The following is a 12,395-nucleotide window of genomic DNA, read 5'->3' as shown; positions in this document are numbered from 1 at the left end:
AAAAAGCAATTTCATGATAATGCTCCCTTGTTATTTCTTCACAAAAAAGTGTTCATGAATAAATGCTAATCTATCAATTTCAAATTTTACACCTGTCTCCTCAAATGTCTCACGAATAACAGCTTTTTCAGATGTTTCATTTAATTTTACTCTTCCACCAACTGAATAATAATAAGGTGCACTATCATTTTTAACCATGAGTAATTTCTTGTCTCTAATAATAATTGCTCCAACTCTATAATTAAATCTGCCTTGACTGGTCCTAAATGATAAATCTTGCTCTTCCATAAATGTTATCCTTCTCATTACATAAATTATTTTTTCTTCGTGATATCTTACAAATATGACTTTATGCATTAATGTAATTATATAGTTTTTACCAATACAAATAAAGGAATTTTATTATAGCAATAAATAGTCCTACATTCTTTTAATCAAGAGTGTAGGACTTGTTGGTTTTATAATAAGAAGAATGTGAATTATTTGAACTGTAGATTATGGTCATTTTACAAATATACTTTTTTTATTTAATTGTAGTTGACTTGATGTCAACTGAATAATCAATTCCTCAGTTGCTGATATGCTTGCCAAAACACAAATTATATATATCAGCAGAGTTGTATTAATATAAGGAATACATATTGGAAATATAAATAAAACTATGCCAGTAATTTTATTTCCGTAAGTATGAATACTTGCAAAGGTTTTATATTTTTTCATGGCTACAACCATCGCTGCTAATCTGATAATAGCAATTAAAATAATCCAGATGACGATTTCGGTTGTAGGATTTACGATTGGATAAAGCACAATTAATAATACACTTGCCATTATCATGTCAGCCATAGAATCAATCTTTGCGCCAAGTTTACTTGCTGTCCCTGTCTTTCTGGCAATAAACCCATCCATAATATCACTGAATCCACAAATAATATATATTGCGTAAAAAGCTACACTTAATGGCTTAATATAAATCAAAATCAAAGAAAAAATTATTCTACTTATCGATATATAATTCGGTATTGCTTTCATCTGACCACCTAGCCTAAAATAAATAATCTTTATTACACATAAAGTTACAAATATGACTTTATGTATTAATATTATTATATAAATTCCTCTAGTATAAATAAAGTACTCTTATTAGAGTAAAAGAGCCTGTATCTATTGGAGATGCAAACTTGTTTGAATTACAAATTATAACTCTAAAATATACATTGATTTAGTAAATAATATAGATAAAAGATTATGATCTATTAATTTATTTACCAAATTAAAGGAATTAGCCGATAAGGTGTTTTTAAACAATAATCTTTATACCCCTTAAGATCTCTTAAAAGAATTTCTTCTTCATTTTTTATTCTGAATAAAGTTATAGGTATTATGAAAAGCATAGGTATTAGTGAAAAATAAGATCCAAGTGATAATGGCATAAATATTGACATAATTACCATTCCTAAATACATTGGATGGCGAATTATTGAGTAAGGACCAGTTGTAATGACATGTTGTTCATTCTCTACTTGAATAACAGTTGAAGCATAAGTATTTTCCTTAAAAACAAAGAATATAAAAATATATGCTCCAAAAACAAGAATATTTGATACAATTATAAACCAAACTGGTTCATTAGACCAATGAAACCGAAAATCAATACCAGGCAAAATAAAACCTAAATAATATAGTTTAAAAAATGCAGGAGCTTTTTTAGAAGTTTCTTTTTCCTTAGCTTTTGTTCTTCTTGATAAAAGTTCAGGGTTCTTTTTGCAAAATATACTGTAATAAAAAAAGTTATTAAGGAAAATCCTAACCATAAAATCCACGCTTCCCAAAATTTAATTGTTCCTGCTGGAATAAATAAAATAACCCACATGATTATCATAAGGATTATTGGAACTATATAAGTCTTAGACTTTGATTTATTGGCGTCATTTTCCAACAACATTACCTCCTTTCAATATGTTTATGGTCTATAATTAAGATATTTTTGTATAAGCTGCTTATGTTTCATTTGAGCTGGTGATAGAACATCCTTTGCCATCTCATTAAATAAATTTTCATACGTTATTCCAAATCCAGACTTATCACATAGCATTTCCTTCAGAAAAGGTATGCTCTTTATAAATTCTGCACCTTCCCTGGCTAGAATTTCAACTTCTGGATCTTCTTCAGACATTTCTTTCAACTTGGCGAGACGTTTGCCAAAATCTAAAGCTATTTGATATTGCTCAGGATGTAATTTAAAATATTCTGCTATTGCTCTAAAACTTTCTTTGTAATCTTCTCCCCATTGAAAATCTTCTATGATACCAAAAGTATTCCGCTGTTGTTCAAATAGTTCAGGAGATACTTTGACATAATTTTCAACCTGAACTGGTTCCAATATTTCTGTAATCATTTGAAATGCTTCAGATTCAAAGGAAGCTTTTTCAAGAAGTACTGTTTGTTGCTTTAATAATATTTCTATCTTGGATAATTGATCTTCGATGTTCTTTTTTTCTTTTAAAAGCTCAGCTTGCAATGACTTTAGCACATCACTTAAATTATTTTGATTCTTTGTATCTCTCAATATTTCTTTTATTTGTTTCAAATCTAGCCCTAAGTTTTTTAAATGTTTAATCATTCTCATTCGATCAAGTTCCTCTGCTCCATACAAACGATAACCACTTGATGAACGTTTTGGTTCCTGCAATAAACCAATTTTATGATAATACAAAACAGTTTTTAATGTGCTTCTGGTTAATTTAACAAAATCGCTTATTTTGATTTGATTATTCACTTTCATCCTCCTTTATTATATTATAAACTCCACCCTTAGGGTGGAGTCAAATTAAAATCATAAATATTACTATTTTATTATTTCTATAGATTTATTTTTCTTTTTAAAATTTAAAGACTATCCATTTTCCCTTCAAGTATCCAATAGCAAGGAAATGAAAAATGTATATGTTGAAAGACAGGTCTTTCAACATGATTTAAAATTACTGCGGTAAGTCTAATAGGGCAAGTATAATTTTGCCATGTAGCACTTTCTTTTAGTGCACAGGCGATTCTTCTATGTATAGCGAATATTTTCTCTTTCGATGTAAGGTCTGATTGAAACAGACTTTCAAGTTCACTTAAAACACGTGAAGATAGTTCATCCGAGAAATTTGCTTTTGGAATGGAAAATTGAATATTGGCAAATTTCCATTTACTATTATCTTTTAAAAGAACTCCACTTAAACGTAGAGGCCACAAATATTCTCTTTTTTCTCTAACCTTTGGTGATATGTTAGAGCTAAAACCCAGTTAATAAATGTAATTTTTTGCTTTGGTGTAAGTTTAGACTCTTTAGTTTTATTTTTGATAAAATTAAGATAATTATCATATCTTTCTTGAGTATCTTCAAAAGTGTATTTCACAGTACCTGTAGTAGCAAACCAAGCAACCTCATCTTTATTGTCAATATGTATGTTTTCCAAATCTATATTGACATCACCCCAATATTCCCAGTCATTTTTAATCAAAGTTTTTACTTGTTCGATGCCTAAAAATAGTTCACCAGTTCCAGTACCAAGAACACATGTGCCATCTCCCATTATAAAGAGTTTTTCAACAAAATCTTCAACATTTTTTTTGTCTCTCTTTGTATATCCATCTTGAAATTGACAAAGAACCTTTTTAATCTCCGAAATCTCGATGTTAATCTTTTGCAATGTATTATTTTTTTCCAAGGATACTCCTGATGATTTTTTTAAATACTGTACTCCAAAATTATTCATTCTTAAAATATCCTTGTCCCATTTAAAAATAATTTATTTCTTTACCATAATAAGTAATTTTAATATTGGTACCAGTTATTCGTATTTTGTATGCATATCTCTTATTTTATAAACTTATTTCTAAAATTCATTACTCGATATAAGAGTAATGCCATCCTGTTTAAACTTCTTTAAAAGGTTGCCCCATTTATTTTCAGCTAGTAAGACAATTCCGTCTTTGATGATAGAGACATTGTATCCTCGTTTTAAGGCTCCCTTTGCTGTAAAATAAACACACCCTGCTGCATCTAGTCCAACAAGATATAGTTCGTTAATTTTTTGTTCAGCTAAAAAAGCTTCAAATTTAGGATTAGAAAACGCATCTGGCATTGGTTTTGAAAAACAATGGTTGGACATGATATTGATTCGTTTATCAAACTCAGTTCCTGGTTTTCCTTTGATAGCTGTTCTATGTCCAACGACTCTCGATAGCATCCTACCAAAAAAGCCGTCAAATTCTTGGCGAATATATACAGTGATTATATTCTTCTTGGAGGCCTCCTCTATTATCTTATTCACTGTTGTAATCAATCTTTCAGAGTCTTTGTAGGGATATGGAGCTTTTGCCGTTGTTCCAGTATAGTCTTCTTGAATGTCTATCACTAATAATGCTTTTTGTGAGTTATTATACTTTTTATTTCCCATAATTTCACATCACCTTCTTGTGTCATATCCTACCATTTTGACTTAATCAATATAAAAACATCAGTTGCAGCAACATTTATTGTGTCCATATTTTTATATAATCCAAGACGCTTAAGTCTCCTAATTAGTTTTTCATCATCTCTTAAATTAAGTTGAATATAATTAATAATCCCCCGTAAAAAATCTATAGCCTTAATTAACATCTATGTTTCTATGAAATACATCTTATGTTTATCCGATGACTACCCCATCTGATTCAAGTTTCCACTTCATCATTACTACACTTCAAATTTCTTATTTAATTTGCAAACTATTTATTGAGCTGATAAATTCTATTTAAATGATATCATTCGATGCATCAGCGCATCAACCTATAACATTTTTCTGAACTAAAAATGCGCCATTAAGCTTTTTATCTTACGGCACATTTTGTTATTGGTTTTCTCTTTTCATTTTTAAAATAATTTTTTGAATACTTTTGGGAGACAAATAATACATTTCAGAAAGAACTTTTATGGATAAACCCTCTTTGTATTTTTCATAGAGCTTCTTCTATCTTCTCATCTTTTATAAAAAATTGTGCTATAATTTCCACCATAAATGTCCCTTCTAAATAAATTTATATATATTTTTATAATTATATATCAAACTCGTTTATCTATGTAGTATTGCTTTGTCATCAAGTATGAAGGATGATATAGTCCTGTTGGTGGGTAAAATTCATCATGCGTATAAAATATTTTGAGATGCGAACTAAACCAACTCAAATCACCTATTACAGCTGACTTTAGTACTGGTAAATTCCTCTGAAATCCTTCTGGTTCAATTAAAGGTTTGTATATTTTATCATTCCATAGTGAAGCAAATATTGAGTTTAATAGTTCGTCATATAAATCAAATTTTTCTGCCCAATTAGAAATGTATTCAAATCTATCTGTTATCGACATCAAGAATAATTATATTTCAAAAATAAAATTATCTATTAATCTTGTCTCCCCTATATATACAGCTATTGGAACTAAAATGTTTTTTTCTATCATCTCAACATTCTCTAATAACTCGCTATCCACTACTTCTACATAATCAATTTTTGCTAATGGTTCCTTACTAATTTCTTCTTTTATTATTTCTTTAATAATATTTGCTTTTCTTTCTCCTTGTTTTAGCATTTCCTTTGCTTTGTTTAAACTTCTACTTAATACTAAGGCTGCTTTTCTTTCTTCCTTTGATAAATAAGCATTTCTTGAACTTTTAGCTAATCCATCATCTTCTCGGATTATTGGGCATTCTATTATTTCTACATCTATATTTAGATCTCTAACCATTCTTTTTATAACAGCCACTTGTTGCGCATCCTTTTGTCCGAAATAAGCTCTATCAGGAGTTACAATATTTAAAAGCTTAGAGACCACTAAACAGACTCCATCAAAATGTCCTGGTCTTTTCGCACCACAAAGTACACTTGTAAGGTTTGAGACACTAACGATTGTAGACCTATTATCATAATACATTTCACTTGGATCAGGACTAAAAACTATACTTGCACCTACATTTATACATATTTCCAAATCCCTATTAATATCTCTAGGATAACTGTCATAATCTTCATTTGGACCAAATTGTGTTGGATTTACAAAAACGCTGACAACTACCTTATCATTTTCTTTTACTGCTTTTTTAACTAAACTTTCATGTCCTTCATGCAAAGCTCCCATAGTTGGAACATAACCTATTGAAAGTCCTTCTTTCCTCCATGCTTTAATTAAACTTCTAAGCTCATTTATTTCTTTTACTAACATTGTCCGATATCCTTTTTACAATTAATATAGTTTTTTTAATTCATTTTCATCAATTTTAAAGGAATGTTTTTCTTCTGGAAAAGTTCCTTCCTGTACTTCTTTAACATAAGAACTAATAGCTTCTCTCATAATCGTCCCAACACTTGCATACTGTTTTACGAACTTTGGTACAAAATCATTAAACATTCCAAGCATATCTTGATAAACTAAAATCTGTCCATCGCAATGCTTGCCTGCTCCAATACCTATAATTGGTATAGAAACTGATTTTGTAATAATTTCTGCCACTTTTTCTGGAATTCCCTCAAGCACAATAGAGAATGCACCTGCTTTTTCGATAAGAACTGCATCTTCTATAAGTTTTTTAGCCGCAAGTTCATCTTTTCCTTGAACTTTAAATCCTCCGAAAGCATTAACAGATTGAGGAGTTAGTCCTAAATGCCCCATTACTGGAATTTGAGCATTTACAATCACTTTAATTTGTTCTACAACATTAGCTCCACCTTCCAGTTTTACTGCATTAGCTCCGCCCTCCCTAATTAACCTTCCTGCATTCAAAACAGCTTGTTCTACTGAAACACTATAGGATAAGAATGGCATATCACTTACAATCAATGCATTTCTAGCTCCCCTTTTAACAGCCTTTGTATGATAAATTATTTCATCTACTGTAACACCTAAAGTATCTTCTTCTCCTTTAATAACTATACCAAGAGAATCTCCTATTAAAATTCCATTAACGCCACTTTCATCAATAATTTTAGCCATTGAATAATCATATGCTGTAAGCATACTTATTTTCTTTCCTTCAGCTTTAGCATTTTTAAAAGTCAATACTGTATTTTTCACTATTCTGTTCCTCCTAAAATTTCATAGATCTCCAAATGTTTTTTAGAATTCTTTAATAAATTTTTCAGTATATCTCCATTATTAACAATAGAAGAATGAGTATAATCTTTTTTTTCAAAATTTTTCAAAGCAACAAGATTTAATAAATTCAAAGATAATAAACTATAAAGCTTTTTATCCTTTTCTTTTAAAACCGAAAGATGTTTCTCTATTGTTTTAACATCTCCTCTTAAGACAGGCCCTGTTAAAGAATTTATAAATCCCTTTGAATAAATGCTTTCTATATTTCCATTTATAAGTGGTTTTACAGCTTTTAAAGCTTCCTCTTCCCTTAGTCCAAGTGCTTTAAAATAATTAATTCCTACTTCTAGTAAAGATAATATAAGATTAGAAATAAATACATTAGCCAGATGATAAGTTGAAGATGTTTCTTTATCTCTTATAAAGAAGTTATTTCCTAGAACTTTAAACAATTTTAAAACTATTGAATCTTCAAGAATGTCACCTTCAATGGAAAAATAGATTTTTTCAAATCCTTCTAAGTTCATATTTTTATTTGAAAACGCAAATATTGGATGTATAGAATAGATCAATGCACCAGAATGTTTGGCATTACATAATACATTTGATTTAAGTGATCCACTTGTATGGCAAATTGACTTGCTTTTTAGATCAAATTTGGATAATTTACTATCTATAATTGAGATGATGTCATCAGATGTTGTAATAAATAATATATCGCTTTCCTTAATAAGTTCTTGAATATTGTCATAAAATTTAGATTTAGTAATATTAGCTGCTTCTGAAGCACTTTTTATGTCTTTTCCATAAAAACCACTTAAGTCTAACCCCTTATGAGTAAAGTAGCGTCCTAAATTTACGCCTACCTTCCCAGGCCCAATAAAACCAATTTTAATAGTATCACCTCCATATGTGTGATACAACATCTTAATTTCAATCTCATTCCAATAGATATGAGTTGTATTATAATTTTAATGCAAAAAATCTGGTATAGCTCTATTAAGATACTACCCAGAGATATTCTATCACTTAATCTTTAATTTAACAACTATAATTTTTCAAACTTCCCAGAAGTTGTTAAAAATCCATTAATTCAAAGTCGTTGATAAATATAACTGTTTTAAATAGTATATGTAAATTCTGTAATAATTATTATATAACTGCATAAGCTATAAACAATCCCACTATTCTACATTGGAATTTTATTATAGTAAAAAATAGTCCTACATTCTTTTAATTAAGAGTGTAGGACTTGTTAGTTTTACGATATAAGAAAAATGTGTCTTATTATAGTTTCTGGTAATTTTCCCCTATATCTAACTGTAGTAAATTTAAGATATTGCTTTCATCTTTCTAATTTATCTAATCTAAAACTCATATTTCAATACTTTATACTTCAGATATTAGTTGTCCTCCTACACCAATATTTTCTTTTTCATTTTCTTTCACTAAAACTACAAATGCTTTTTCCGGTATATTCATAATTTTAGCAGCTGATGTTGTTAATTCACTTACTAATTTGCTCTTTTGTTCTTTACTTAATTTTGATCCTTCTAATGTTATTACTGGCATAATTTTCTCCTCCTAATGTAATCATGACTACTTTTGCTTGTTGAATTAATTCATGCTATTATTCTAACAGTAATTTTCATTTAATCAAGAATGCACTTTTTTGTAATGTACTACCTAAAAAGAAACTTAGTGTGAATAATGAACTTTTTAAAAATTCTATATATATTCTCTAAATCCCAAGAACCCAGTTGGAAATGTCACTTATAACTTATTTATCTACATGCTGTGCAACCTTATACTCTTTTTTGTTTTTAATATCTCGCCATAAACAGAAGGCATAAACAAATGGTTCAAGTTCGCATAAAGTTTAAATGTTACATTTGGCATATCGCCCAATAAGTTTTGGTAACCATGAAAATCTTTCTAAATATTATTCTACAAATAACTTCTATAGTAAAAATCAAGCTATAGTTAAAAGTAGATCTATTCTTATGTAACTTTTCAAAATATCACTTCTAATTGAGTTGTTAACAGCAAAAGAAAATTATAACCACTATAAGAATTATATAAAAAATAAGCTGGCATTAAGCCAGCTGTATAAATTTAGTAAGGAAAGCATCCCAGTATAGGAATACATATTGAATTATAACCACTTTGATGTCGGTTAAGCAATGTTATATAGCTTTTATAATAATTATCCTATAACTGTATAAACTATAGATAAAAATTTCTCCGATTAGCCTCCTGTAATCTATAAAGAGCCTGTATCTAAAAGTAGATGCAGACTTTAGTTATCAATTTATTTTTCCTTTTATTTATCATCCTCAGAGAATTCAATTTCATCATTTAATTCTTCTATGCCTTGATTAACACATATAATATCTCTGGCTTTATGCCTTTCCTGTAGGAATGATAGAATATCGTAAAAATCATCTATGTAACAAGTAATAGTTATAGAATAGGCTTCTTTATCATGTACAGTAAAAAATTCGGTATAATTTTTAATGTTTAATTCTTTGTAAACGTTTACAAAGTGTCCGTTATCAATTACTTCTTTAATAATATCTTTCCAAGCATCGATATCTAATGTCTGCTCGACAACTATTTCTATAGGTTCATTTTCATTCATATTAAAACCTCCAAAAATCTAATGATATAGAACACTTTAATTATACAATTTCCACCAATGAAAATAAAGGAATTTTATTATAGCAATAAATGGTCCTACATTCTTTTAATCAAGAGTGTAGGACTTGTTAGCTTATGATATAAAAAAAGTGTGCAAAAAATTAATATAAGACTATACATATTATCTTATATTAATTTTTCATATAGTTTAAACCAATCCAATCCGTAATTTTTAAGTCCCAAATCAACAGTATCAATGTATTTAAAACCGCATTTTTCATAAAGTGTAATGGCGGGTATATTACCTTCGTAAACATCCAGCCTAATTGATTTGGCTTTTGACTTAATACTATATTCATCAGCAAACTCAATTAGTGTTTTACCTACACCACATTGCATAAATTTCGGATGGACGACAAATGTATGTATAACAAAAACATCTGAATAGTCAGATTCAAATCCCCACTTAACATTATAATATGCCTGTTCAGGCTCGTGACTTAAAATAATAGAACCAATGATTTTTCCATTATTCTTTGCTACATAAAGATTTCTATTTTTTACTCCATCAATTGCATTTTGCCTTATAGGATATATACCTTTTATCCATCCAGGATAATTTACTCCATCTGCCAAATAATCATTTAAATCATTATAAAGATTTTCTAATTCATCAATATCATTTTCTTTTCCCAATTCAATAATAATGTTCATGCGTTGCCTCCAAATCAAGTAAAATATAAATTTTGTTCCATCACAATATAAGAAGAATACGTAATAACATTTGTCATGTAGTAACTTTTTTATTTTACTTTTCTAATCCGATTTTCCTATAAATTTCAATAATGCAAGGACTTTTGTATTCTAAATAACTATCAATATCTGTTGGATACAGCTTTGCTGCTTGTAGTTTAACCTCACTATACTTGTCTATATCTTCTTTATGTGTTCTCATATAATTGCGAAAAGCTAGATGTCTCTTTAACTCCTCAGAATACTTGGGGCAAACATATAAATGGTGAGTCATAAACTCTTTTTTTGCTTTTCATCATATGCAAAAGCTTGTCTATTCTTTATTCCTAAATCACCTTCATAATAGTATCCTAAACTTTCTAGACGAGATTTAACTTCTTCAAAATTATTATAGCTTTCTATAACAACATCTAAGTCTATAATAGGTTTAGCGGCTAACCCTTCTATTGAAGTACTTCCTACATGCTCAATTCCAAGAATTGTATCTCCAAGTGATTTTTCTAGATATACCTTTATTTTTTCAAATTCATGACTCCAATTGGAATCATATGAAATAACAATCACATTTTTTGTTCTCATTTTTACATCCCCCAATAAAAATTTAGATTATCACAGAATATCACAGATGACTGTTAAATGCAAGTATTTGTTGTAATTTTATCCATTGAATATGACTTTATATATTAATAAGATTATACAAATTTTTTCCAACATAAATAAAGGAACTTTATTCTAGCAATAAATAGTCCTACATCCTTTTAACCAAGGGTGTAGGACTTGTTAGTTTTACAATAGCATCAACTCAACCACACATTATGTTCATCTTGTTCAGTCAAGCAAATTGGAATTTGATGAACTCCGAATTATGCTCTTTTACGTAGTTATTTTTTCTTAACAGGAATCCAAATTTCGCTGTAGTAGTTTTCATCTTGATTACCTTGCGGATAATCAGCCGTATTGGCGTACATTTCAATATTGTAACCTGCTGCAATTTCATAATCCTTGCAATTAGGCAGCCATTCTGAGAAGATTTTTTTGTTCACATCTTGCAGAGATTTCGGCATTGCACCCTTGCAAGCAAAAACAGCCCACGTGTGTTTAGGAATAATCTTTGTAACAAAACCATTAGGCATCTCTATAGACGGATTATAATTGTCTGCAATCAAATATTCAAACTCATTTGAATCCATACTCTCATCTATGCATACTCCGTACATTCCGCATACAAATTTCCCCTTTTCTGTTTGATAATGCTCTGTCCAAAACTGTGGGATTTCTGTAGTTGCACTATCATATTTAAACACCTTTGATACACCCATGATAGTAAACGAATCTTTTTCAACAATTTTGTAATCCATAATATAACCGCCTTCCAATGAAAATTTGATTTTCAGCGGAGCAAACGATTTAATCATTGCTCCATCTTTTCGAACAGCAGTAGGTGTGACACCATGAAATCGAGTAAAAGCTTTTGTGAAACTATCCGGTGAGGCGTAGCCATATTTCAGTGCAATATCAATGATTTTTTCATCAGTGGAAACAATCTCACTACCGGCAAGGGTAAGCCTGCGTTGTCTAATGTACTCTCCGACCGTAAAACCACAAAGCATTGCAAAGCCTTTTTGGAAATAGAAGGTCGACATAAATGCTTTTTTTGCAATATTTTCTATTGCGATTTCTTCAGTGATATTCTCCTCAATATAATTGATAGCTTCACCGATTCCTTCAATCCACCCTATAATCATCACCCCTGTCTGTACATATATCTTATCTCTTTTCAAGCGATTGTTCCCGACTTTTTGTGTTATGTTTTGTCTTGTCTGAAAGATTATTAAATAACCTGTACATTAAATTACTATTTTTCTATATAACTTACTCCCTTTAA

General features: G+C 29.4%; 16 protein-coding genes and 1 pseudogene. All 17 read right to left on the bottom strand.

Annotated elements, in window-relative coordinates:
- Positions 1-30: 30 nt before the first annotated feature.
- The gene (locus RCG18_RS19610) at positions 31-288 is read right to left on the bottom strand and encodes an NUDIX domain-containing protein (protein WP_308037711.1); all 258 of its coding nucleotides are present in this window, start codon (positions 286-288) and stop codon (positions 31-33) included.
- A 213-nt stretch (positions 289-501) separates the two neighbouring features.
- Positions 502-1,032, bottom strand: a complete 531-nt coding sequence (locus RCG18_RS19605; RefSeq protein ID WP_308037710.1) for a CDP-alcohol phosphatidyltransferase family protein — start codon at positions 1,030-1,032, stop codon at positions 502-504.
- A 233-nt stretch (positions 1,033-1,265) separates the two neighbouring features.
- Positions 1,266-1,814: an isoprenylcysteine carboxylmethyltransferase family protein gene (locus tag RCG18_RS19600; RefSeq protein WP_308037709.1), complete on the bottom strand. Its 549-nt coding sequence runs from the start codon at positions 1,812-1,814 to the stop codon at positions 1,266-1,268.
- 149 nt (positions 1,815-1,963) lie between these two features.
- Entirely contained in the window at positions 1,964-2,779 is an 816-nt protein-coding gene (locus tag RCG18_RS19595) for a MerR family transcriptional regulator (RefSeq protein ID WP_308037708.1), read from the bottom strand.
- A gap of 110 nt (positions 2,780-2,889) precedes the next feature.
- A complete protein-coding gene (locus tag RCG18_RS19590) occupies positions 2,890-3,240 on the bottom strand; it encodes a hypothetical protein (protein WP_308037707.1) in 351 nt (116 codons plus the stop codon).
- On the bottom strand, positions 3,222-3,764 hold the full coding sequence (locus RCG18_RS19585) for a nuclear transport factor 2 family protein (protein WP_308037706.1): 543 nt from the start codon (positions 3,762-3,764) through the stop codon (positions 3,222-3,224). The genes RCG18_RS19590 and RCG18_RS19585 overlap by 19 nt, the downstream gene beginning before the upstream one ends.
- A 120-nt stretch (positions 3,765-3,884) precedes the next feature.
- Positions 3,885-4,448: a cysteine hydrolase gene (locus RCG18_RS19580; protein ID WP_308037705.1), complete on the bottom strand. Its 564-nt coding sequence runs from the start codon at positions 4,446-4,448 to the stop codon at positions 3,885-3,887.
- A gap of 29 nt (positions 4,449-4,477) precedes the next feature.
- A complete protein-coding gene (locus RCG18_RS19575) occupies positions 4,478-4,651 on the bottom strand; it encodes a hypothetical protein (protein ID WP_308037704.1) in 174 nt (57 codons plus the stop codon).
- A 441-nt stretch (positions 4,652-5,092) separates the two neighbouring features.
- Complete coding sequence (locus RCG18_RS19570) at positions 5,093-5,395, bottom strand: hypothetical protein (protein ID WP_308037703.1); 303 nt, start codon at positions 5,393-5,395, stop codon at positions 5,093-5,095.
- Between the two features lie 9 nt (positions 5,396-5,404).
- Positions 5,405-6,247, bottom strand: a complete 843-nt coding sequence (gene panC, locus RCG18_RS19565) for a pantoate--beta-alanine ligase (protein WP_308037702.1) — start codon at positions 6,245-6,247, stop codon at positions 5,405-5,407.
- Positions 6,248-6,268: 21 nt separating this feature from the next.
- Positions 6,269-7,096, bottom strand: a complete 828-nt coding sequence (gene panB, locus RCG18_RS19560) for a 3-methyl-2-oxobutanoate hydroxymethyltransferase (RefSeq protein WP_308037701.1) — start codon at positions 7,094-7,096, stop codon at positions 6,269-6,271.
- A complete protein-coding gene (locus RCG18_RS19555; RefSeq protein ID WP_308037700.1) occupies positions 7,096-8,043 on the bottom strand; it encodes a DUF2520 domain-containing protein in 948 nt (315 codons plus the stop codon). The genes panB and RCG18_RS19555 overlap by 1 nt, the downstream gene beginning before the upstream one ends.
- Positions 8,044-8,506: 463 nt before the next feature.
- Positions 8,507-8,689 (bottom strand): 4-oxalocrotonate tautomerase DmpI, encoded by a 183-nt coding sequence (gene dmpI, locus RCG18_RS19550; RefSeq protein WP_308037699.1) that lies wholly within the window; start codon positions 8,687-8,689, stop codon positions 8,507-8,509.
- A gap of 751 nt (positions 8,690-9,440) precedes the next feature.
- Positions 9,441-9,758: a hypothetical protein gene (locus RCG18_RS19545; protein WP_308037698.1), complete on the bottom strand. Its 318-nt coding sequence runs from the start codon at positions 9,756-9,758 to the stop codon at positions 9,441-9,443.
- 185 nt (positions 9,759-9,943) lie between these two features.
- A complete protein-coding gene (locus tag RCG18_RS19540; RefSeq protein WP_308037697.1) occupies positions 9,944-10,471 on the bottom strand; it encodes a GNAT family N-acetyltransferase in 528 nt (175 codons plus the stop codon).
- A gap of 94 nt (positions 10,472-10,565) precedes the next feature.
- Positions 10,566-11,089 (bottom strand): annotated as a pseudogene (locus RCG18_RS19535) (GrpB family protein).
- A gap of 302 nt (positions 11,090-11,391) precedes the next feature.
- Positions 11,392-12,249 (bottom strand): AraC family transcriptional regulator, encoded by an 858-nt coding sequence (locus RCG18_RS19530; RefSeq protein ID WP_308042062.1) that lies wholly within the window; start codon positions 12,247-12,249, stop codon positions 11,392-11,394.
- Positions 12,250-12,395: the final 146 nt, after the last annotated feature.

Origin of the sequence: Clostridium sp. OS1-26, assembly GCF_030915445.1 — a bacterium.
In the GTDB taxonomy this organism is placed as follows: domain Bacteria; phylum Bacillota; class Clostridia; order Clostridiales; family Clostridiaceae; genus Clostridium_AM.
Note: the sequence above shows the minus strand (reverse complement) of the source record. Positions and strands in the feature narration are given on the sequence as shown.

What these genes read in the sequence shown, in the direction of transcription:
- RCG18_RS19575 (WP_308037704.1), bottom strand. Translation starts at nt 4,651, where the DNA reads ATGTTAATTAAGGCTATAGATTTTTTACGGGGGATTATTAATTATATT.
- RCG18_RS19600 (WP_308037709.1), bottom strand. Translation starts at nt 1,814, where the DNA reads ATGGTTAGGATTTTCCTTAATAACTTTTTTTATTACAGTATATTTTGC.
- RCG18_RS19585 (WP_308037706.1), bottom strand. Translation starts at nt 3,764, where the DNA reads ATGAATAATTTTGGAGTACAGTATTTAAAAAAATCATCAGGAGTATCC.
- RCG18_RS19570 (WP_308037703.1), bottom strand. Translation starts at nt 5,395, where the DNA reads ATGTCGATAACAGATAGATTTGAATACATTTCTAATTGGGCAGAAAAA.
- RCG18_RS19605 (WP_308037710.1), bottom strand. Translation starts at nt 1,032, where the DNA reads ATGAAAGCAATACCGAATTATATATCGATAAGTAGAATAATTTTTTCT.
- dmpI (WP_308037699.1), bottom strand. Translation starts at nt 8,689, where the DNA reads ATGCCAGTAATAACATTAGAAGGATCAAAATTAAGTAAAGAACAAAAG.
- RCG18_RS19580 (WP_308037705.1), bottom strand. Translation starts at nt 4,448, where the DNA reads ATGGGAAATAAAAAGTATAATAACTCACAAAAAGCATTATTAGTGATA.
- panC (WP_308037702.1), bottom strand. Translation starts at nt 6,247, where the DNA reads ATGTTAGTAAAAGAAATAAATGAGCTTAGAAGTTTAATTAAAGCATGG.
- RCG18_RS19610 (WP_308037711.1), bottom strand. Translation starts at nt 288, where the DNA reads ATGGAAGAGCAAGATTTATCATTTAGGACCAGTCAAGGCAGATTTAAT.
- RCG18_RS19540 (WP_308037697.1), bottom strand. Translation starts at nt 10,471, where the DNA reads ATGAACATTATTATTGAATTGGGAAAAGAAAATGATATTGATGAATTA.
- RCG18_RS19555 (WP_308037700.1), bottom strand. Translation starts at nt 8,043, where the DNA reads ATGTTGTATCACACATATGGAGGTGATACTATTAAAATTGGTTTTATT.
- RCG18_RS19545 (WP_308037698.1), bottom strand. Translation starts at nt 9,758, where the DNA reads ATGAATGAAAATGAACCTATAGAAATAGTTGTCGAGCAGACATTAGAT.